Here is an 18,847-nt window from a genome sequence, read left to right on the forward strand (position 1 = left end):
GGCGGAGGACCGGATCCGGGCCGCCCGGGCCACCGGCCTGCGCAACCTGCCCCTCCACACCACAGCCCAGAACAAGGTCTGGCTCGAGATCGTCCAGATCGCCCTCGACCTGCTGGCCTGGATGCCCATGCTCGCACTCACCGGCACCGCCAGGCTCTGGGAGCCCCGCCGCCTGCGGCTCCGTCTGTTCACCGCAGCCGGACAACTCGTCACCACCGGCCGCCGGCGGATCCTCCGCCTGGCCCGGCACTGGCCCTGGACCGGCCACATCACCGCCGCACTCGACCGGCTCGCACTCCTGCCGAACCCCGGCTGACCAGCAGATCCACCCATCCCTGCGACAGCCCTTCACCACCCGGAGCAGTGGAACCCGGCGCCACCCCGAGACGACACTCGGGCCCTCGGCCTGCCCACCCTCAGCCCACGGCACGAAAACGGTCCACCGACTCCGTCGGCGGACCGTCACGAAACTTCGAGGTTAATGGCCACGGAACTCGGCGTACCTCCCCTTATTCTTGGGGTATTTGGCTTCTGCGTATTCTGGGCTATGGATGGCCAAAGCGATGCGAGCTAGTCCTACGTCGCCGAACCGGGTGGAGCCAGCCGGCGGATTCTTCTTTTCATACCTGAGCGCAGCTGCATTGTTCTCTTGAAGAATGCGCGCCAGGTCTCGGAGATCGTTGAGGTCAATCCAAAGTAGTTCAGAAATGAACTCCGCGATATCCTTTTCTGATGCTCGGGTGCGGTCAGGCTGCTGGCGACGGAACAGGGCCGCGACGGTGTCGGCATTGATTGCGGAGCTGAGAATATCTCGGCTCCTGATAATGTCGTGCTCTGCCTGAACTGCGGAATGTACAGCGTCTCGGTTCAAGTTCTGGAACTGTCTGTCTGCGACGTATAGCAGGCCACTTAGGGCATGAAAGTCGCGAACCAGGTCGGCTGGGATGCTTTCCTCGTTTTTGTATGCGAGATAGTGAGATATGTTCGCCCAGGCGTCCATCAAGATAGTCCGGACTTGAACTTCGAACCTGATCCCCTTGATGGTGTCGTATCTTGGACCCGAGTGGGCTGAAGAAAGTCGACAGATGAAATGATGAGACATGTAACCGAAAGATGATACCTCCCCTTCGTTCACCTTGTCTTCCTCTGAAATGACATCGAATGTCTTGCGGAGCGCGTCCTTAATGCTTGAGAGGTCGGCTAGAAATAGACAGACAACTCGTGCCCCTACTATGTCCTCCGCCTGCTCGAATGGGGATGCGTAGGACTTCCTGATCACCTTCTCAAGGAAGCTGTCGATGGTCTTGATTCGAGCGGTGATGGAGTGAATCTTTACGGACTGGGGTGCCGAGAATTCCTTTTGTAGGCAGTGAAGGATTTCGGTCCTTAGATCTTGGTACAGTAGTTCATTTTCCGAGAACTGCTTGCGGATTTCTGCCTGTTCCTCACTCGCCATAGCCCCATGGTAGGGACTCGTCCAGGTCGGCGTAGCGACTTTGGCCGGGAGCTGCTTTGGCGCGAGTGATCATGGCCCCGTAAGCTTCAAGCGCGTCGGGCAGTCTGTGGACCTGCCCGCTAAGGCGCGACGTTGGGGCCGTGATCTGCGAGGCTCGCGCCAAAGTGGCTGGCTAAAGTCGCGGAGCCGACCGCCCAGCCACATGCACGCAGCGCGCCGCCGTGCGCGGCCAGCCGGGACGAAGGCAGGAGGCAGGCCGCGCCCGGCGGCGCGCGCCCGCGCCGTGCGCGGGCCTTGAGCCAGTAGAGAAGGTTGTAACTCAGGCATCAACTGGGACCCGACACATCAACTGGGACCCGACACATCAGCTGGGACCCGACATGGGGCCTGGGATTCGCCACAGTGGAGCTGCGTACTGATCCGGGTGGCTGGCCAGCAGGAGTTGACGCACTTCGCCGCGCTGAGAGCCGTTGATGTTCAGGGCCTCGGTCAGGTGGCGGAAAGTCGTGTGCGTGACTCCGCGGGCGCGAGCCTCTGACTGGAACTCGTCGACCTGGCGCAGCACCGAATCCACGTCGAGCGGTGTCGGCGGTTGGTTCTTCAGCCACGTGGCCTTGTTGCGCTCGTAGTCGATCTCGGAGAAGCCACAGATCTCGCGGCTGTAGGCCTCGACCTCGTCCAGGGTCGTCGTCGCCATGATGGTTCGGGCCAGAGTGTTGTGGCTCAGAGCCTCGTCCAGGTCGACTTCGTATAGCTGTGGGCTCGCGTCTGTGAGCGGTACAGGCAGGCCGGCGTCGCGTACCTCGCACGTGCCGCGGACTCCTCGGGCCGTCGCCGCGAGCATGCCCGTGGCTTCGGATGGGTGCCATTCCAGGACGCTGCTGATCAGGGCTACGTCCTCCGCCGTGAAGGTATGGACGACGGGGCCCAGGAGCGGACGGAGTTCGTCTGCCGACAGTTCGCCGTCCAGGCCGGGGCCGGCGACCAGGAGTCGGACAGGTGCGTCTACGCGGCAGCACGCTGCAAGGGTCAGTGCGTCGGCGAGTGGGCTCTTGAGGGTCGGTTCGTCGCCGCGGGCGAGGATGTCTCCGCCGACGTCCAGGAGGTCGATCGACTCCGGTGTCAGGTGGGCGATCAGCTCCTCCAGCTGGTTCGTCACGCCTTCGACTCCGTGCTGCGGGTCGAGAAGGGCGAACGTCTGGGGAAGCTCGGTTGCGAGGCGGGGGAGGGTGGACCCTGCGGGAGCTTTCGGGCGGGCCGTCGCCGGCACTGACTGGACGGACCGAGTGATGGCTTCGAGGCCGGTGAAGTCGTCTGCGCTGCGGGGGCCCGGTACTGGGTCGACCAAGAGGCGGTCCCACGCGTAGGTGAGGATCACCGCCTGGTCCTCGTCGCCGTACTGGGCGGCGTGAAGCATTGCGGCGGCGACTGCGTCGCCCCCTCCTCCTGCTGCGACGATCAACCGCGTCATGTGGTCAACATTACGGGTTCTGGTATTAGCCACTCACTCTATAGTGGCTAGAGGCCATAGCCACTTGGACGAGGAGGAGTCGTGCCGAAGATCGAGGAGGCGCAACCGAAGTATCTCCAGATCGCTCACCACATCCGCGATCAGATCCTTCGGGGCGACCTGCGAGCGGGTGACGAGGTGCCGTCGGAACGGCAGTTGGCCGCTGACTGGAAAGTTTCCCGCCCGACCGCGGCCCGCGCCCTGGAGGCGCTGAGTCATCAGGGGCTCGTCGAGAAGCGGCAAGGCTCGGGTACGTACGTGCGGAGTCTGGAAGTCAACCGGCGTGCGCGGGAGTTGTACGGCCGGGCTCGTCAGACCGGGAAGATCTACACGCCTGGTGAGTACGCGGTGATCACCTCGGCCGGCTGGATGGACGCCCCGGACCACGTCGCTGAGGCTCTCGGGTTGGTGAAGGACCGTCGGGCTGTGCGTCGCCGGCGCGTGACCAACAACCAGGACGGGCCCATCACGTTGTCGACCTCGTGGTTCGCACCCGATGTCGGTCAGCGCGCGCCTAAGCTCACGGATCCCGGGCGGATTCAGGAGGGGACCCTGATGTACGTCGAGAACACGACGGGACGGCAGGGGAGTTATGCCGAGGACCGGATGTGCGCTCGAGGTGCCACCGACGAAGAGGCCGCCGACCTGAATCTCGAACCGGGCTCCGCCGTGCTGGTCGTTCACCACGTCGTCTACGACATGCAGGACCGGCCGTTGGAGTTCGCCGAGGCCACCTACCCGCCGCACCGTTGGGCGTTCGAGCAGGGCTACCCGCTGACGTGATCTGACGGCTAGTCAGTTACGCGAACCGCTTGCGCGTCACAAGTGGCCAATGCCACTATCCAGTAAGTGGCTAAGGCCACTTACTGGAAGGGGACACGGCGTGGCAGGTCGGCGACCGGATCAGGGCACGCGCTCAGCATGCCGAGGATGCCGGGGGCGCGGTTGGAAGCGCGTCGGTTCGCGTACGTCGGTGGCGCTCGCCGCCGCCAACGACCGCTCCCGTGTCTCATCGAAGCGGCGCTGCCTCGACTGCGACGGCAGCGGCAAGGAGTGAGCGCGGATGACCTACCGGTTCAACCGCTGTCCCAGCGAGGAATCACCGTGGCTCGGGGCGTTGACCCTGCATCCGATTCCAGAGTCCGTCCCCCGGGCTCGGCGCTGGTTCCGAAAGTTCATCGCCCCGTACAACCCGGCCTGCTCGGTCGACGACTGCGCGCTGCTGATCTCCGAGCTGGTGACGAACGCCATCCTGTACGGGCGGGCTGACGAGGAGTGGTGCGTACGCGTGGAGTGGTTCCGGGAGGGAACCTCGCTGCGTGTGGAGGTGCACAACCCCGGCTTTCCGGTGAACGTGCGTCTTCGCCGGCCGGACGCCGACGACGCCCACGGGCGCGGACTGCTCCTGGTCGACTCCATCGCGGAGTCCTGGCACTCCGGGCCCAGCCGCTTCGGCGGGACGGTGGTCGCCTTCCTGATGGCCGATGCGTGGCCTGCCTGAGCCAGGCGTCCCCCGCTCCTACACCTGTCCGAGGATTGTCGCTAGTCTGGTTGACCAGTTGACTTGGCCAATCTCGACGGGCGGCGTGCATGGGATATGAGGTGGAGGCCCCCAAGTACGTGCGCCTCGCACAGACCATTCAGGGCCGTATCGAGGACGGCACGTACCCGCCCGGCACCCGCGTCCCCAGCGAGAACCAGCTCGTGCAGGCGTTCGGGATGTCCCGGCCCACGGTCGTGCGGGCTCTGGAGCTGCTGAAGCGTGACGGCTGGCTGGAGTCCCGGCAGGGGTACGGAACCATCGTGCGCGGGCGCCCTGCGGACGACGAGGAGAGGGAGCGCCGCGGGCGGGGTGTGCTGGCTCGGGACGAGTCGCGGACTCCCGGACGACTCGTCGAGGTCGCGGAAGTGCCGGTGCCGACTCGCGTGGCCTCGGCTCTTGGTCTGCCCAAGCGTGCCAAGGTCCTGATGCGTCGCCTCCTGGTCGAGGAGGACGGCGAAGCTGTGGAGCTGCTCTCCTCCTACTTCCCCGCTGGCCTGGTCGAGGGAACCGGCCTGGCGAGCGCCGACGCGCTGGAGTCCGGGACGCGGGCGCACCTGGAAGCACGTAAGAAGGTCCGCTTCGACCACGTGACGGAGCGGGTCTCGGCTCGGCTGCCCGACGCTGCCGAACGCGAGCTGTTGGACCTGCCGGACGGCGTACCGGTCCTGAGCGTCCTCGTGATCGCCTGCGACGCCTCTGGGCGAGCACTCCAGGTGTCTGACGTGCTGCTGCCTGCCGACAGGCAAGAGCTGGAAGACACCTACCGACTGAACTGACCCGACTCGCGGGCGTGTTCACTCCGCATGTCGCTTGACAAGTCAACCTGTCATCCCTAGCTTCAAACTTGCTAAGTCAACTTGTCAGGTGACAGGTTGCCGACTCTGAAGGAGAAATCTGTGCGTGTGATCCGCATTGACGCCTCGTCCGCCACGGTCCTGCTCACCGAGCCGCCGGCCCCGAAGGTGCGGGACCGGAAGACCGGAGAGATCGCCAAGGACGCTGTGAGCGGCGAGGCACTGATGACGGTCGGCGTCGTCTACATCGACGAGGGCGAGTCGTCGCTGATCCAGGTCACCATCCCGGAGAGCGGAGTCACGGACGGTCTGACCGTCGGGGCTCCCGTTTCCCTCCCCGGTCTGGTGGCACGTCCCTGGGAAAGCGTCTTCAACGGCCAGCAGCGGCACGGCATCGCCTACCGCGCTACCGCCGTCGCCGCGGGCGCCTTCCCGATGGCTCAGGCGGGCTGACCGACGTGACCGACCTGATGACGGTGGTGGAGGTGGGCGGGTCACTCGCCGCGATAGGCGGCGCGGCCTACGCCCGGCACGCCCACCCCGCCGCGTACTGGTCCACGGTCGGGGTCCCGGCCTCAGTGGTCCGACTGCTGGCCTCGTACTCCTCGACCATGGACGCCTGCGGCCTGACCGTCGAACCGCCTCGCTGGCGGGCCCTGGCGGTCAGGGCCACCACCCGCCGGGAGATCCGGCCGGTCCCGCCGCGCCGGGGACTCATCCGGCTCACCGCGACCGGGCTGCAGATGCGGCTCCGGCTCGCTCCCGGGCAGGAACCCGCCGACGTCGCCGCCTCGGCCGAACGGTTGCGGCACGCCTGGGGCGTCCACGCCGTATACGTGCGCGACATCAAGCCCGGGGTCGTCGAACTGCGACTTGTCGGCTTCGATGTGCTGCGCAAGGTACGGATGCCTCGCCGCTCCGGCGGCGGGTTACTGCGGGTGCCGGTGGCTCTGCGGGAGGACGCGACCGCGTTCGTCCGGGACTACCGCGCCGTACCCCATGAACTCGTGCTCGGTGCCACGCTGTCCGGCAAGTCCATGTACCTGCGCAACCTGATCGCCGGACTGGCGGCTCAGCCCGTGGTCCTGGTCGGTATCGACTGCAAGCGCGGGGTCGAACTGTCGCCCTTCGCCGCCCGCTTCTCCGCGCTGGCCACCGACCAGCGACAGGCGGCCGAGCTGCTGCCCGTCCTCGTGAGCGAAATGGAGGACCGCTACGACCTGATCAAGGCACGGCAGGGCATCGCCCCCGGCACCCCCGACGAACTGATCACCTCCGACATCTGGGGACTGCCCGACGAGGACCGTCCGCCGCCCCTCGTGCTGTTCATCGACGAAGTGGCTGAACTCTTCCTCGTCGCGAGCAGGAAGGACGAGGACCGGCGGGACGAGATGGTCACCCAGCTCATCCGCCTCGCCCAGCTCGGCCGCGCCGCCGGCATCTATCTGGAGGTGTGCGGACAGCGCTTCGGCGCTGAACTGGGCAAGGGCGCGACCATGCTGCGGGCCCAGCTCACCGGCCGTGTCTGCCACCGCGTCAACGACGAAGCCTCCGCCAAGATGGCCCTCGGCGACATCGCCCCGGAAGCCGTCTACGCGGCCTGCTCCATCCCCGCCGAACGGCCCGGCCTCGCCGCCGTGGGCGACACCTCCGGCGGCTGGTCCCGCATCCGCACGCCGCACCTGACCCTCGCCGACGCGGCGGCCACCTGCCGCGCCGCGGCTCACCTCGCCCCCGACGTACCGGCGCTCGCACCCTTCCGGCCGTCGACCCCGCCCGTGCCCGCGCAGTCACCTCAGCCCGTGACCGCACCGCACCCGGCCCCGTAACCCCCTCACCCCTCCCACGGCAGGCGTGGCCGTCCCGCGCCGAGTCCCTACCCCGCCATGCCTGAAGAAAGGAGAGCAACCGCCATGTGCCGCGACTGCGAGGACCTCGCTCGCACCGTCCTTCTGCTGGGCGACCTCGCCATGTACGCCGAAACACCCGGCGCCGACGCGACCTTCGTGGAGGTCACGGGATCCGCCCTGGCCGCGTCGCTGCCGGAGCCCCCGCCGGGACTCCTCCCCGGCGAGCTGGCCTGATGCCCCGCCGCACGGCCGTGCGCGCGGACGCGGTCCTGATCCAGGCGGTCATCGCCGGGGCCCTGTCCTTCGCCCACCTCCACGACCTCGCCGCCGCTGCCGGACAGACCGGATGGAAGGCGTGGGCGTATCCGATCTCCGTCGACCTGCTCCTCGTCGCCGCCTGGCACCGACTCCGTTCCGGCGCCGCGAAAGCGTCCGCCTGGTGCTGGTTCCTCGTCGCCCTGGTCGCCTCGCTCGGCGCCAACGTCGCGACCGCCGGCCTCCTCGACCTGAACGACGTACCCGACTGGCTGCGCATCCTCGTCGCCGGCTGGCCCGCAGTCGCCTTCCTCGGCGGGACTCTTCTCGCCCACGGAACGCGAACGCCTCCGGCAGGACCGGAAGCGGCGGCGCCGACCGCGAAGACAGAGCCGGCGGCCGCGTCGACAACCCCCGATTCGTCCACCGCGCCCGTGCCGGACCCCGCCCCCACACCCACACCCATCCCCGTGCCCGTTCCGCCCGCGCTCGTCGCCCTGGCTCACAAGGTCGCTGACGAACACAGGACCCGGACCGGCACAGCCATCGACACCTCGACCCTTCGCGCCCGGCTCGGCGTCCCGATGCCGCTCGCCGAAGCCATCGCCGCACACCTCACCTGACCACTGATCCCCGGAGGTACTCCGCCCGTGCGCCCGTCCACGCTCCGCGTGCTCAACCGAGCTGCCGAGCTGACCCGCCAGAACCGCCTCACCGAAGCGATGCTCATCGCCGAACCCGTGATCCTCACCGCCGACGAGTACGAGGGCGACGAGATCCGGCGCTGGCTCCTCGACCACGTCACCGACTTCACCGGCGAGAACGACGAGAGCTGGAAGGACCTGCCCTGATGCCCCGCACCCCGCGCTTCCGCCACGTCGTCCGCATCGGCCCCGTACAGGTCGCCACCTACTACGACGGCCGGGGCCGTGAGCAGCACACCGCGGCCTGCACTGCTCCGCGCTGCGGCTTCGCCGCCGACTACGACAGCCGCGCCGCCGCCGAACTCGCCGCCCGCACCCACCGCTGCCGCGTCCGCTGAGGGAGCTCCCGTGACCGTCTCGCTGCCGCTCGTCCTGGTCCTGGGCCTCATCGCCTGGGGCGCGGTCCGGTTCCTCGGCGTCCGCGTCTGGATCGTCGTCGTGATCGCGCTCTTCGGCTTCCTGCTCTCCCGGACCTTCCTCGCCCCGGCCATCGACTCCGGCACCCGCTCCGGCGTCGACATCGTCAACGGCACCCGCGACTGACAAGGAGAGACGCCGTGCTCCGTCCCAAGCTGCCCGACGTCCCGACCCCGACCGCCCTCAGCCACCATCACGCCCACACTCCGGTGCCCTCTGCCGGCCGCACCCTCGCCCCCTACGTCGGCCCGGTCGCCGCGGTGGTCGTCGTGGGCGTCGTCCTCACCGCGCTCCTGGCGGCGGTCGCCGTCACGGCCGTGTCCGTGGCCATTGCCGCCGTCGTCCTGCGTTCCCTCGTCAGCAACGCCAACAAGCGCTGACCGGCCGCCGGGGCGGCAACAAGCCGCCAAGCATCCCGCCGCCCCGGGGCCGTCCCTCCCAACCGCCGTAACAGCCGAAAGGAACTCCCATCATCACCCGGCAGACTCCGCCCCCGCTGGCGGAACTCTCCACCCTGGCCTCCCTCGGTAACCTGCCCGAGCTGGCCCGCCAACTCTCCGGCCTGGGCGGCTGCACGCACCCGATCCGCCTCGACGGCCACCGCACCGAGTACGCCGTCGACACCCGCACCGGAGAGATCGGCGCCGCCCTCCACCACCTCGACTCCACCGACCTCCCGGCCGGTCACCTCCTGGTCCGCTGCAACAACCGCCGCACCACCCGCTGCGCCGCCTGCGCCGAGGTGTACCGCCGCGACACCTTCCACCTGATCACCTCAGGCCTGCGCGGCGGCAAGGGCGTCCCCGAACACGTCGCTGCCCACCCCCGCGTCTTCGCCACTTTCACCGCCCCCGGCTTCGGACCGGTCCACAACCGCCCCACCGGCCCGGCCCGAACCGTCCGCCCCTGCCGCTGTGGCGCCCTCCACGACCAGGACGACGCCGTACTCGGCACCCCGCTCAACCCGGACACCTACGACTACGAAGCGGCCGTCCTCTGGAACGCGCACGCCGGCCTCCTGTGGCGGCGCTTCTCGATCTACCTCCGCCGGGAGGTCGCCAAGCGCGCCGGCCTCACACAGCGAGCCTTCCGCGAGCATGCGCGGGTCTCCTTTGCCAAGGTCGCCGAGTACCAGAAGCGCGGAGCCGTCCACTTCCATGCGGTGATCCGTATCGACGGCCCGGAAGGCGGCGACACCCCACCCCCGGCCTGGGCCACCGCCGAACTGCTCACCGACGCCATCCGCGCCGCCGCCACCGCCGCCCGGGTCGACGGCCCCGTGATCGACGGCCGGGCCCACACCTTCGTCTTCGGACGACAGCTCGACGTCCGCACCATCCGCTCCGCCGACTTCAACGACGGCCAGGAGCTGACCGAACGCGCCGTGGCCGCGTACATCGCCAACTACGCCACCAAGGGGGCCGAAACCGCCACGGGAGCTCTGGACCGGCCGCTGAAGTTCGTCGCCGAACTCGCCCAACTCGACATCACCGACCACGCTCGACGCCTGATCCGCGCAGCCTGGGCCCTCGGCGCCCGCAAGGACCTCGAACACCTCCGGCTTCGCGCCTGGGCCCACATGCTCGGCTTCCGCGGCCACTTCTCCACCAAGTCGCGTCGCTACTCCACCACCCTCGGCGCACTCCGCACCGCCCGCGCCGAATACCGCCGCGCCCAAGCAGCAGCCGCGAACGAGGACGGCCCGGACACGACCACCCTCGTCCTCGCCCACTGGGTTTACGCCGGCACCGGCCTCACCGACGCCGAAGCCTGGCTCACCGAGTCACTTGCCCCCGCTCCCGGAACGGAAGGAGAACCCACCCGTGGCTGACCGCTACCTCACCGTGGCGCAGGTGGCCGAACTCCTCGGCACCACGGAACGCTTTCCGCGCCGCCTGATCGCCGAGCGGCGCATCGTGTTCGTCAAGGTCGGCCGACACGTCCGCATCCCGGAGAGCGCGTTGAACGCCTTCATCGACGTCAACACGGTGCGGCCGATCGGCGACCGCCGCAGCTCCCTGCGGAGGGCTGCCTGATGGCGAACAAGAAGGGGAGGCGCCGGGACTTCGGTTCGGTCCGGCAGCTTCCGTCCGGCCGTTGGCAGGTCCGCTACCGGGACCCGGAGACGGGGCAGCTGCGCCCGGCGGAGAAGACGTACGCGACCAAGACCGATGCCCAAGTAGCCCTGACGCACATCGAGTCGGACATCGTGCGTGGGCAGTGGTCGGACCCGGACGCCGGGGCGGTGAACTTCAGGGAGTACGCCACCGCTTGGCTGCGGGACCGGAAGCTCGCCGACCGCACCCGAGAGCGGAACGAGTCGGTGATGCGGCTGCACATCCTGCCCACCTTCGGGGCCGGGAGCGTGGCCGACGTGACGACGACCCGGGTGCGAAGCTGGCGCGGCAAGCTCCTGGCGGCCGGCGTCGGAGAGCCGACGGTGGTCAAGGCGTACCAGTTGCTGCGCGCTCTGATGAGCACGGCCGTGGACGACGAGCTGATCCGGCGCAACCCGTGCCGCATCAAGGGCGCGGACCGCTACGACGTGCCCGAGCGGCCGGTCCTCACAGTGGCGGAGGTCTTCGCCGTCGCCGACTCCATCGCGCCGCGCTACCGGCTGCTCGTCCTCCTTGCGGCCTTCACCACCCTGCGGTTCGGAGAGCTGGCGGCCCTGCGGCGCCATGACATCGGCCTGGAAGGGCTGACCGTCACCGTGCGCCGCGCGCAAGCCGAACTGCAGGACGGCCGGCTTTTCGACAAGGCGCCGAAGTCCGCGGCCGGGGTGCGCTCCGTCTCCTTCCCGGCTGAACTGCGCGACGCGGTCACGTACCACTTGGAGCACTTTGCCGCGTCGGGCCGTGACGGGCACGTCTTCGTCGGACCGCAGGGCGGGCAACTGCGGCGCAGCAACTTCCGGGACGACTGGGTCAAGGCCCGGAAGGCTGCGGGCGTCACGGCCGAGTTGCACTTCCACGATCTGCGGCACACGGGCAACACGCTGGCCTCGACGGCCGGCGCGAGCACGCGGGAGCTGATGACGAGGATGGGGCACAGCAGCTCCCGGGCCGCGTTGATCTACCAGCACATGACCAGCGACCGGGACCGGGCCATCGCCGACCGGCTCGGGGCCATGATCCGGGGTGGTGAGGGAGCGGCCTCCGACGCCCCCGGCGGGCCTTTTGTCGGCCCGTAGTGGACTGTCTATAGCGCTACCCCTAAAACGCCGAAGGGCCAGCCCGGGATGCCCCTCCTGAGCTGGCCCGTCTCCCTGTGTTCGCAATCGAAGTCACGGATCGCCCATTTCCTCCGATTCGCCCGCGATGACGGCACGAACATGGCAGCCTATGAGCGGTAACGAAAGGACCGGAGATGCCCATTCTTTTCTTCGCCGCCGCTGGTGCCCTCTTTGTCGGCGGAACCGGCGGAGGGTGGTACATGTGGAAGCGTGGTCTGCAGGAAGCGGCCAAGAGGCTTCAGCGTCAGGACGCCGAGGCCGTGGATCAGGCGCTTACAGATGCCATCGACCTTGCTGAACTGCGTAACAAGGCGCAAGAGGCAGGCTTGGACCCGGATGAGGTCGTTGCCGGATACGAGAGGTTGCGAGACTCCCAGTTGTCTCCTGAGGACGTGCTCAAGGGGCTGAGGCGGGCTCCCATTACGGGCTGAACAATTGCGACCTTCGGAACAGATGGCCCGCATTCCGCGGGATCATGAGTTGCGGCCGCTCATACGGCGATCAAGCTCACGGGGCTCAGCTTCTCGGCCGCATGTTCCCCGACCCGTTAGGGCGTACTGGCACGCTTGTGGCACGACCCCTGAAACGCCGAAGGGTCAGCCCGGGAGGAAACCCCTCCTGAGCTGGCCCTTCTCTCTGTGCCCCCGGCAGGATTCGAACCTGCGACACCCGCTTTAGGAGTTCGATCTACGCCTGCCCCTGGTGCAGTCGGCGGCTGGTCCGGCGGTCGTCCGGGGGCGCTGCCGTATGCCTGCGTGCAGCCCCGTTGATGTCAGCCGTGGATGTCAGGAATGGACGTTGACCCGGCAGCTCTCGTGGCGACACCCGTCGTCCCGCCGGTGGAGCCGTCGGAGATCGTCCAGAACTGCGCCGGGGAAGTCGTGCTGTACCCACTTCTTCCGGTAGCCGGCCTCCCCGTGCAGCCGCAACACCGTCTCGGCGGCCTCCAGCACCACATGGCCTACGGCAGCACGGGGCTGACTGGAACTCCAGCAGAGGGTGCCCTGGTCATCGGGGGCGTTCCAGCTCTGGGACATGTCCGGGAATCGGTAGATGCCGATTTCCACATTCGCCCCCTGGGGTTGGAGTCGCCACCTCACCTCGGCGGGTTCGAGGTCGAAGGAGACGCGCGGGGCATCGGCTGCTCCGTAAAGACTCACCATCGCGCGCAACAAGTCGGACAGTGCATCGGTGCAATAGCTGACGATGTCAGCCCTCTCCGACGTGGCGTCGGCAATCCGATACCTTGCCCACCCAGAGCCGGTCAGCTCCCAGCTGAATCGAAGATCACCCGTCATCCCATGCCCTCCCGTGCCGGTCACGAGACCGTACCGCCAGCGGCGAGGACTCAAGGGCGGATGGGGATCTCATAGACGATCTCGCAGTGAGCCGCGGGCACCACGATGTCCGCCGTTTCGACGGGCCTACCATCGTCGCTGTAGTACGTCCGTCGGATGTGTGTGACCAGTGCGGCCTTCTGGATGCCGAGTAGCGACGCCTCCTCGGCGGTCGCCGGCCTGGGCTCCGGCTGCTCCACTGCATGGCTCACCGTGATGCCGATCGCGGCCATCCGATTCACGACGCCTGCACCGGCGTGCGGCCCTCCCTCGGGGAGAACGACGAGAGTGCCGGCGGTGAGGTCGTACGGCTCCCAACTGGTCGAGAGCTGCACGGGCCTGCCGTCGGCCAGGAACTCGTACGCGGTTCGGACGCACAGCTCGCCCTCGGCGATCCCGAGCCGGGCGGCGATCTCTGCCGGGGCCGGGACCTTGGCGTCGGTCCTGCTCTCCCAGTCGCCCTGCCTGCCGACGGCCTTCATGTCCGCCCGGAACGGCGACCCTTCGGGCTGCTCGCGCGCCGACGACCGCACCACGCGCACGCGCTGCCGGGGCTCGGCGACGTAGGTGCCCGAACCGGCTCGGCCCTCCAACACGCCTTGCGAGATCAACAGCTCCTGAGCCCTGCGGACGACGTTCTCACCTACGCCGCACTCCTGGCCGATCTGCGCGCGGGAGGGAAGCCGGTCCCCCGGTTCCCACACGTGCTCCGCGATCCGCTGCCGTAGCTCGTCGGCGATGCGGAGATAGGGCGGCTGCTCAGGCATATGGAAAATCTAGTCCACTAGCCCTAATCTAGTTAACTAGCTTCACTCAAAGTGATCGCCGAGTGACGGAGGCTTCCCTGTGCCCGCTTCGCGAGTGAGCGCGGAGGCCATCGCCGCTCGGTTATCGGCGGTCGGGCTCACCACGCGCGTGGAGGAGCGCGACCGGTGCACGTCGGTCGAGGCGGAGGTGCCGGAATCGCTCTCCGCCGAGTCATGGCGGGAGGTCCTGGAAGTGCTGGCGGAGGCCGATCGATTCGGGCTCCACGCCACCAGCTTGAACGGCCGCACCCTTTGGGCGGTCGTACGCAAAGCGGCCCCCACGACGGGCAATGTCGGGGGACCGGGCCATCAGCGATAGGAGCTGAGCAGCGTGCTCAACCGTATCCGTCGTGCCGTCTCGCTCGCCAGAGCGCGGCACTTCCCCAAGGGCAGGCACCGCCGAGCCTTAACGCCGTCCCGAGCGGCTGTGGCGACGCCTCCCACGCTCGCCGTAGAGCCGCCGGCCGTCCCGGAATGGATGCCGGACACCGCTGACCGCCTTCACCTGCTCCTGGGCGAGGACAACGTGCTCGTTCGTCCGTACGTGCTGGCCTGGGAGCGGCAGCGTGCACGCCAACGCTCGATGGTCGTGGCGCCGCGACTGACGGCTGAGGCATTCTCGGCCCTGGCAGGTGCTCGCTGATGCCCCCTCGTCAACAGCTCCATGTATCGGAAATCGGGGCTGCTGCCTACCGGTCGACTGCATGCAGGGTTGGCACTCACGCAGCCTGTGCAGAAGCGTCGCCATCTCCTGCGCCGGTTGACCTGCCGGTGATCTACGAGACGTGCGCCTGTCCCTGCCACCCCGCGCCGGACCACTCCACGCGACCGGCGGTGAAGCGGTGAGCAACTGGGCCCCCGGGGGTGCGCTGGCATCCAACGTCGAGATCACGGCGGCCACCGTTCTGAGGGGCGACATCATCCAAGTCGGTGGTCGGGCATGCCGGGTGAGCGACCTCTTCCAGCTTCCCCAGGGTGCGAAGCAACTCCTGTTCGAGTCGGGAGAGCTGCTGACCATAAACGGGCGAACCCGGCTGGTCGCCGTGCGGATGACGAGAAGGCGGTGACACAGTCCATGACGCCACGCCGCCTCGTCGTCGCTGACGACCTGAGACGCCAGATCACGACCGGCCGAATCGGACCCGGTGAACGGCTCCCGGCTGAGTCCGCTCTGGCCGACCGGTACAAGGTCAGCACGGCCACACTGCGAAGCGCCCTCGCCGTACTCCAGGGAGAAGGCCTCGTCGAGAAGATCCACGGCAAGGGCAACTTCGTCCGCCGCCCGCTGCGCAAGGTCACGTACGTCGGTGGATGGGGCACGCTGGATCCTCGGACTGCCGCAGACGTGGACCTGCGCGTGACAGTCCGCACTACGGTGCTGCCGGCGCGGGGCCACCTGACAGCGCTGCTGAAGGTGGACGACGGAAGCCCACTGACCGAATTCCTCCGACTCAGCTATGAGGGAGAGTCCCCACACAGCCTGGCCCGCGTCTACGTACCGCGAGACCTGACACCGACCACGGCGCTCAGCAACCGGTCCTCAAGGACGTGGGCGGAAGCCAGCTTCTCTGTGCCGGACCCGCCGCCGGCCGAGGTCCACGAGACGGTGTCCGCCCGACTCCCAACGCCGGATGAGGCGTCAACCCTGCGGATCAACACAGCCTTGGCCGTCCTCGCGATCACCCGCGTTGCGGCAGACAACACCGGGCGAGTCATTGAGGCGGCACTACTGGTGTTCCCTGGGGATTGTGTCGACGCCGTCTTCAGCACCCACCACGTGATCGAAGAAAGGCAGGCGCACAGATGACGCCGCAGAACGAACTACGACTCCTCCCGTGGTCGGGTCCGGACGGCAAGCCCTGCTACCTGAGCACCGATGACAGCGGCGGCTACATGTCCCGCCTGGCGGACAACATCGAAGCGGTACAGCTCGGGCTGGCAACCGATCTTCTGGAGCGGGCCGCGGGAGCCATCGGCGACCAGGACGCCGGCCGCGATGACCTGCGGCTCATGCTGACCGAAGTGACCCGAGCCCTACGAGACGTGGTCCGCGTGGCAACCAGCCGCGGGCATCTCCTGGCGGTGAGCGAACTCCAGTCTTAATGGACACGGTCAAGGCGGCGTCCCTGTGGCCCTCCTGTCAGTGCTCAGAAGCCCGTCTACTGATCACCGGCTCCGCTGACCAGCGGGACTGAAGAAGCCCACGGCTCTGCACAGTTCAGATGCCGTGGGCTTCTGTCGTTGCCGGTCAGTGTCGGGTGACCGTGGACGGCCGGGACGGCCCAAGATCCGCCCTCGGCTTCCATCAGCCAAAAGGAAGCGACCTCTTCGTCCCGAAGCAACTTGAAGGAGCCTTCGACCTTGGGCCGATGCGCCTCTCACCTGCTGTGAGGTCCGCAGGGGTACGTGGGTGTCCGCCGCTGTCCGTCGGCGATGTCACTCAGTTAGACACTCATGCGTCTGCGGTGCTGTTCCTGGAAGACGGGAGTGCAAGGGCAGGCTAGTCGTTACTGCTGCTGCACCCGCTGCTCTACCAAAACGCCACCTACCAGATCGGTTGGCATGTCCCTCTCGTGCGCAGGCGGGCGAGGACGGGTTGATCGAGCTACCGGGACTGCGGCCCCCAACACCGCTGCCCCCGTGCTGATGGGGACGGCTAGCCTGGGACTGATCCAGACGCTGACGGTTACGCCCAGAGCCAGCAAGCCGATCAGGACCCTCGCGGGATGACGGCCGGCCACCTTACGGGCCTTGTTGTAGAGGCGTACATTCATGTGCGGCACCTTCTTCGGACGACTCGCTATCGAGTGGGTGTGAGCGCGGCCTCCTGTTGCCCCAGGGGGCCGCTCGTCGTTGCCGACGTGCCGTCACTTTCCTTCATCCGGAGCCGATTTACCTGCTTGCCTGCGAGACCCTTTCGCCCGCATGTAGTTTCTATGGTCGTACGGCGAAACCTGCTGGTCAGGGCACAAGTCTGATGCGGGCCAAAGGGTCGAACCGTCTGAGATGCCGACTCGGTGACCCTTTCGCCCGCATGTAGTTTCTACGGCCGTACGGGGAAACCCGCTGGTCAGGGGCCGTGCACTGTGCGGGCCAAAGGGTCAGATAGGGGCTGACGTGCCAAGAAACGCTGATCGCCGCGCGCACCGGATGGCTGCCCTGCAGGGCCAGCTCCCGCGCTTGCGGGAGGCCACTAGGGGACTCCGCTCGCTCCATACGCGCGGGGGACTCTGGCCATCACATATACGGATCAGGTCCGAGTTTTTCAGCGGGTCGCCATACAGGACACCGCCTATAGCTCGTATATCAGCACCGCGAGGGATCAACCTGCAAGTCTACTTGCTCGGGTTATTCGAGGCTCAGACTAGAAAAAGAGACGGGATGGCGGGGCCATGTCCGCTGCCGATTCTTGGCACTCGCCATGAGGTCTCTTGGTCCACGATCGTGGTGTCTGCGGCCACGCAAAATATGCAAGCCAAGGTACCAGTTACTGCGGCACAGAATCGCGCTCGCCAGATTAAGTCCGCTTTCAAGCGGTTGGCAGATGAGAACCTCGCTGTGCGAAATATTGGAGATCCAGCGAATCCTTTTCCGTTGATGCTGCTTCATGAGTCTGGGAGCGCCCACTTCGAGAAGTACGGGTACACCGTTCCGGAGTGGTATGAGAACACGCCATCAACGGTATCCCTTCATGTGGACTTCTTCAGAGAGGGTTGGGTGTACCTGCTGACTCCTGCTGAAATCCGCATGTATCTAGTGCTCAACCATCTAGCCCCTCGCTTTCCGGACGCGCATGCTGAGCGTGGTGTCTACATCTCGGAACAAGACAGAATGTGGAGGTACGACCTGTCGCGAGACATTTATGAAGCACATCTAACCCTGTCGCGATTCGGCCTTGTGGAGAAGGTTGACGATAAGACCCGCCACACGGACGGCAAGATGATCAACTACAGCGAAAGAGTAGCGCGAGGGGAATTTGCGTCCCCGCATCGCTTCAAGGTTGCGCCTGATAAGTCTCTAAGAGAGCCAGCCTGGGAAAGGATAGAAAGGGCCCTCATGAACTACCCTCCCACCTTTGAGCAAATGAAGAGGAAGCGAGAGTAATGGTAGCTATTCGGCTGGCAGGCACGAGGTCGGCGGAGCGGATTTGGGCTGGAGTTCAAAAGGCGAGTCAATCGCCGCAGTGTGCGACCAGTAGCCGAAGAAGTGCGGGAGCCCCTCTCCGGCGTGCGACTTTGTAAGCGATCAGCGCTGCGACTGCGGCTGAGCCGTCAACGGTTGTCAGCGTTGGTTGCCCTTGTGCGACCTCGTACGGCCCGGAGACGGCCCGAAGCTCTGGCTGGGATGATCTCTCCCTGGAGGGGTGCCAGTGGACATGTTGGAGCTGATTGAGTGGCTGGCGGAGCGGGGAGTCACAACCGTGTTTAAGGTCGACGGCGACCGCATGACCGAGCACAGGAAGGCGTGGATGGTCATCGTCAGTGGGGGGCCGCTTGGTGACGACTCGTTCTTCCGCGCGGACCTGGGTGCGGCCGATGCGTGCCTTGACTCGTTACTCGCGCACCTGGAGAGCAAGGGCTTGTCGCCGTTCGCATGACCGCGTCTCCTAGTGGTCGACGCGGCCACTCGACGCGAACTACGGGCGGGGCGGTCGTTGAGGTCTGTCGAGCTGGTCGTCCGGGTGCCTGCGGTCGGTGATGACTGGCCGCGGTCGCGGTGGTTGCTGTACTTCCCTGCTGTACAGCAGGACAGTTTCTCGTGATGTCACTTCGCAAAGCGCCGGCGCGCCGTGAGTCGCCGCAGCCTACGGTGGCGCTGTCCCGCTGCGCACTGCTGAGCTCTGACGACGGCAACCGTCTGTGGATCGCTGACCAAGTCGTAGTCGTACATGAGAAGTGCGTCATCGTCCTGTGTGAGGAGACTCCGCAACGTATCGATGT

27 protein-coding genes are annotated in these 18,847 nt (G+C 67.0%); 23 read left to right on the plus strand and 4 right to left on the minus strand.

The window, feature by feature from the left end; translation table 11 throughout:
• Positions 1–316: transposase (locus ACH4F2_RS17170; RefSeq protein WP_398133525.1), on the plus strand; the 316-nt coding region annotated here is incomplete at its 5' end.
• A 162-nt stretch (positions 317–478) separates the two neighbouring features.
• Here ACH4F2_RS17170 and ACH4F2_RS17175 read toward each other — a convergent pair.
• Both ACH4F2_RS17175 and ACH4F2_RS17180 read right to left on the minus strand, forming a co-directional pair.
• Positions 479–1,456: a GTP pyrophosphokinase family protein gene (locus tag ACH4F2_RS17175; RefSeq protein ID WP_398133526.1), complete on the minus strand. Its 978-nt coding sequence runs from the start codon at positions 1,454–1,456 to the stop codon at positions 479–481.
• Positions 1,457–1,820: 364 nt separating this feature from the next.
• Entirely contained in the window at positions 1,821–2,873 is a 1,053-nt protein-coding gene (locus ACH4F2_RS17180) for a DUF1152 domain-containing protein (RefSeq protein ID WP_398133720.1), read from the minus strand.
• Between the two features lie 135 nt (positions 2,874–3,008).
• On the opposite strand from ACH4F2_RS17180, the gene ACH4F2_RS17185 reads away from it, so the two are divergent.
• From ACH4F2_RS17185 to ACH4F2_RS17255, 15 genes are all read left to right on the plus strand, one after another.
• The gene (locus ACH4F2_RS17185; RefSeq protein ID WP_398133527.1) at positions 3,009–3,749 is read left to right on the plus strand and encodes a GntR family transcriptional regulator; all 741 of its coding nucleotides are present in this window, start codon (positions 3,009–3,011) and stop codon (positions 3,747–3,749) included.
• A 280-nt stretch (positions 3,750–4,029) separates the two neighbouring features.
• On the plus strand, positions 4,030–4,467 hold the full coding sequence (locus ACH4F2_RS17190) for an ATP-binding protein (RefSeq protein ID WP_398133528.1): 438 nt from the start codon (positions 4,030–4,032) through the stop codon (positions 4,465–4,467).
• An 89-nt stretch (positions 4,468–4,556) separates the two neighbouring features.
• Positions 4,557–5,285: a GntR family transcriptional regulator gene (locus ACH4F2_RS17195; protein WP_398133529.1), complete on the plus strand. Its 729-nt coding sequence runs from the start codon at positions 4,557–4,559 to the stop codon at positions 5,283–5,285.
• Between the two features lie 120 nt (positions 5,286–5,405).
• Positions 5,406–5,756 carry a hypothetical protein gene (locus tag ACH4F2_RS17200; RefSeq protein ID WP_279564180.1) on the plus strand — a complete coding sequence of 117 codons (351 nt, stop codon included), beginning with the start codon at positions 5,406–5,408 and terminating at the stop codon, positions 5,754–5,756.
• 5 nt (positions 5,757–5,761) lie between these two features.
• A complete protein-coding gene (locus ACH4F2_RS17205; RefSeq protein WP_398133530.1) occupies positions 5,762–7,132 on the plus strand; it encodes an FtsK/SpoIIIE domain-containing protein in 1,371 nt (456 codons plus the stop codon).
• Positions 7,133–7,216: 84 nt separating this feature from the next.
• Positions 7,217–7,387, plus strand: a complete 171-nt coding sequence (locus tag ACH4F2_RS17210; RefSeq protein WP_398133531.1) for a hypothetical protein — start codon at positions 7,217–7,219, stop codon at positions 7,385–7,387.
• Positions 7,387–8,031: a DUF2637 domain-containing protein gene (locus ACH4F2_RS17215; RefSeq protein WP_398133532.1), complete on the plus strand. Its 645-nt coding sequence runs from the start codon at positions 7,387–7,389 to the stop codon at positions 8,029–8,031. Before ACH4F2_RS17210 ends, ACH4F2_RS17215 begins: the two co-directional genes overlap by 1 nt.
• Before the next feature lie 48 nt (positions 8,032–8,079).
• The gene (locus ACH4F2_RS17220; RefSeq protein WP_398133533.1) at positions 8,080–8,259 is read left to right on the plus strand and encodes a hypothetical protein; all 180 of its coding nucleotides are present in this window, start codon (positions 8,080–8,082) and stop codon (positions 8,257–8,259) included.
• Positions 8,259–8,450 carry a mobile element transfer protein gene (locus ACH4F2_RS17225; RefSeq protein ID WP_383523232.1) on the plus strand — a complete coding sequence of 64 codons (192 nt, stop codon included), beginning with the start codon at positions 8,259–8,261 and terminating at the stop codon, positions 8,448–8,450. Before ACH4F2_RS17220 ends, ACH4F2_RS17225 begins: the two co-directional genes overlap by 1 nt.
• Positions 8,451–8,460: 10 nt before the next feature.
• Entirely contained in the window at positions 8,461–8,655 is a 195-nt protein-coding gene (locus ACH4F2_RS17230; protein WP_333757797.1) for a hypothetical protein, read from the plus strand.
• Between the two features lie 14 nt (positions 8,656–8,669).
• On the plus strand, positions 8,670–8,909 hold the full coding sequence (locus tag ACH4F2_RS17235) for a SpdD protein (RefSeq protein WP_398133534.1): 240 nt from the start codon (positions 8,670–8,672) through the stop codon (positions 8,907–8,909).
• Between the two features lie 152 nt (positions 8,910–9,061).
• Positions 9,062–10,360 carry a replication initiator gene (locus tag ACH4F2_RS17240; RefSeq protein WP_398133721.1) on the plus strand — a complete coding sequence of 433 codons (1,299 nt, stop codon included), beginning with the start codon at positions 9,062–9,064 and terminating at the stop codon, positions 10,358–10,360.
• Positions 10,353–10,565 carry an excisionase family DNA-binding protein gene (locus ACH4F2_RS17245; protein WP_398133535.1) on the plus strand — a complete coding sequence of 71 codons (213 nt, stop codon included), beginning with the start codon at positions 10,353–10,355 and terminating at the stop codon, positions 10,563–10,565. The genes ACH4F2_RS17240 and ACH4F2_RS17245 overlap by 8 nt, the downstream gene beginning before the upstream one ends.
• Positions 10,565–11,722 carry a tyrosine-type recombinase/integrase gene (locus tag ACH4F2_RS17250; protein WP_398133536.1) on the plus strand — a complete coding sequence of 386 codons (1,158 nt, stop codon included), beginning with the start codon at positions 10,565–10,567 and terminating at the stop codon, positions 11,720–11,722. The genes ACH4F2_RS17245 and ACH4F2_RS17250 overlap by 1 nt, the downstream gene beginning before the upstream one ends.
• A 176-nt stretch (positions 11,723–11,898) precedes the next feature.
• Positions 11,899–12,195 (plus strand): hypothetical protein, encoded by a 297-nt coding sequence (locus ACH4F2_RS17255; RefSeq protein ID WP_398133537.1) that lies wholly within the window; start codon positions 11,899–11,901, stop codon positions 12,193–12,195.
• A gap of 354 nt (positions 12,196–12,549) precedes the next feature.
• Here the strand turns inward: ACH4F2_RS17255 and ACH4F2_RS17260 are convergent, their stop codons facing one another.
• On the minus strand, positions 12,550–13,062 hold the full coding sequence (locus ACH4F2_RS17260) for a hypothetical protein (protein ID WP_309031051.1): 513 nt from the start codon (positions 13,060–13,062) through the stop codon (positions 12,550–12,552).
• Positions 13,063–13,112: 50 nt separating this feature from the next.
• On the minus strand, positions 13,113–13,868 hold the full coding sequence (locus ACH4F2_RS17265; RefSeq protein WP_398133538.1) for a GntR family transcriptional regulator: 756 nt from the start codon (positions 13,866–13,868) through the stop codon (positions 13,113–13,115).
• Between the two features lie 79 nt (positions 13,869–13,947).
• Between ACH4F2_RS17265 and ACH4F2_RS17270 the strand changes: the two genes are divergently transcribed.
• From ACH4F2_RS17270 to ACH4F2_RS17300, 7 genes are all read left to right on the plus strand, one after another.
• On the plus strand, positions 13,948–14,226 hold the full coding sequence (locus tag ACH4F2_RS17270) for a hypothetical protein (RefSeq protein ID WP_309031049.1): 279 nt from the start codon (positions 13,948–13,950) through the stop codon (positions 14,224–14,226).
• A 12-nt stretch (positions 14,227–14,238) separates the two neighbouring features.
• Positions 14,239–14,550, plus strand: a complete 312-nt coding sequence (locus ACH4F2_RS17275) for a hypothetical protein (RefSeq protein WP_398133539.1) — start codon at positions 14,239–14,241, stop codon at positions 14,548–14,550.
• A 199-nt stretch (positions 14,551–14,749) separates the two neighbouring features.
• Entirely contained in the window at positions 14,750–14,974 is a 225-nt protein-coding gene (locus ACH4F2_RS17280) for a hypothetical protein (RefSeq protein WP_053637609.1), read from the plus strand.
• 8 nt (positions 14,975–14,982) lie between these two features.
• Positions 14,983–15,714 carry a GntR family transcriptional regulator gene (locus tag ACH4F2_RS17285; RefSeq protein WP_398133540.1) on the plus strand — a complete coding sequence of 244 codons (732 nt, stop codon included), beginning with the start codon at positions 14,983–14,985 and terminating at the stop codon, positions 15,712–15,714.
• Positions 15,711–16,010, plus strand: coding sequence for a hypothetical protein (locus tag ACH4F2_RS17290; protein WP_122619737.1), 300 nt, complete (start codon positions 15,711–15,713; stop codon positions 16,008–16,010). Before ACH4F2_RS17285 ends, ACH4F2_RS17290 begins: the two co-directional genes overlap by 4 nt.
• A gap of 1,434 nt (positions 16,011–17,444) precedes the next feature.
• Positions 17,445–18,011 carry a hypothetical protein gene (locus ACH4F2_RS17295; RefSeq protein WP_398133541.1) on the plus strand — a complete coding sequence of 189 codons (567 nt, stop codon included), beginning with the start codon at positions 17,445–17,447 and terminating at the stop codon, positions 18,009–18,011.
• 271 nt (positions 18,012–18,282) lie between these two features.
• On the plus strand, positions 18,283–18,504 hold the full coding sequence (locus tag ACH4F2_RS17300) for a hypothetical protein (RefSeq protein WP_398133722.1): 222 nt from the start codon (positions 18,283–18,285) through the stop codon (positions 18,502–18,504).
• Positions 18,505–18,847 lie beyond the last annotated feature (343 nt).

It is taken from the genome of Streptomyces sp. NPDC017890 (assembly GCF_044328675.1).
Lineage (GTDB): Bacteria > Actinomycetota > Actinomycetes > Streptomycetales > Streptomycetaceae > Streptomyces.

What these genes read in the sequence shown, in the direction of transcription:
- ACH4F2_RS17195 (WP_398133529.1), top strand. Translation starts at nt 4,557, where the DNA reads ATGGGATATGAGGTGGAGGCCCCCAAGTACGTGCGCCTCGCACAGACC.
- ACH4F2_RS17265 (WP_398133538.1), bottom strand. Translation starts at nt 13,868, where the DNA reads ATGCCTGAGCAGCCGCCCTATCTCCGCATCGCCGACGAGCTACGGCAG.
- ACH4F2_RS17290 (WP_122619737.1), top strand. Translation starts at nt 15,711, where the DNA reads ATGACGCCGCAGAACGAACTACGACTCCTCCCGTGGTCGGGTCCGGAC.
- ACH4F2_RS17215 (WP_398133532.1), top strand. Translation starts at nt 7,387, where the DNA reads ATGCCCCGCCGCACGGCCGTGCGCGCGGACGCGGTCCTGATCCAGGCG.
- ACH4F2_RS17180 (WP_398133720.1), bottom strand. Translation starts at nt 2,873, where the DNA reads ATGCTTCACGCCGCCCAGTACGGCGACGAGGACCAGGCGGTGATCCTC.
- ACH4F2_RS17285 (WP_398133540.1), top strand. Translation starts at nt 14,983, where the DNA reads ATGACGCCACGCCGCCTCGTCGTCGCTGACGACCTGAGACGCCAGATC.
- ACH4F2_RS17225 (WP_383523232.1), top strand. Translation starts at nt 8,259, where the DNA reads ATGCCCCGCACCCCGCGCTTCCGCCACGTCGTCCGCATCGGCCCCGTA.
- ACH4F2_RS17260 (WP_309031051.1), bottom strand. Translation starts at nt 13,062, where the DNA reads ATGACGGGTGATCTTCGATTCAGCTGGGAGCTGACCGGCTCTGGGTGG.
- ACH4F2_RS17190 (WP_398133528.1), top strand. Translation starts at nt 4,030, where the DNA reads ATGACCTACCGGTTCAACCGCTGTCCCAGCGAGGAATCACCGTGGCTC.
- ACH4F2_RS17300 (WP_398133722.1), top strand. Translation starts at nt 18,283, where the DNA reads ATGTTGGAGCTGATTGAGTGGCTGGCGGAGCGGGGAGTCACAACCGTG.
- ACH4F2_RS17210 (WP_398133531.1), top strand. Translation starts at nt 7,217, where the DNA reads ATGTGCCGCGACTGCGAGGACCTCGCTCGCACCGTCCTTCTGCTGGGC.
- ACH4F2_RS17250 (WP_398133536.1), top strand. Translation starts at nt 10,565, where the DNA reads ATGGCGAACAAGAAGGGGAGGCGCCGGGACTTCGGTTCGGTCCGGCAG.
- ACH4F2_RS17255 (WP_398133537.1), top strand. Translation starts at nt 11,899, where the DNA reads ATGCCCATTCTTTTCTTCGCCGCCGCTGGTGCCCTCTTTGTCGGCGGA.
- ACH4F2_RS17175 (WP_398133526.1), bottom strand. Translation starts at nt 1,456, where the DNA reads ATGGCGAGTGAGGAACAGGCAGAAATCCGCAAGCAGTTCTCGGAAAAT.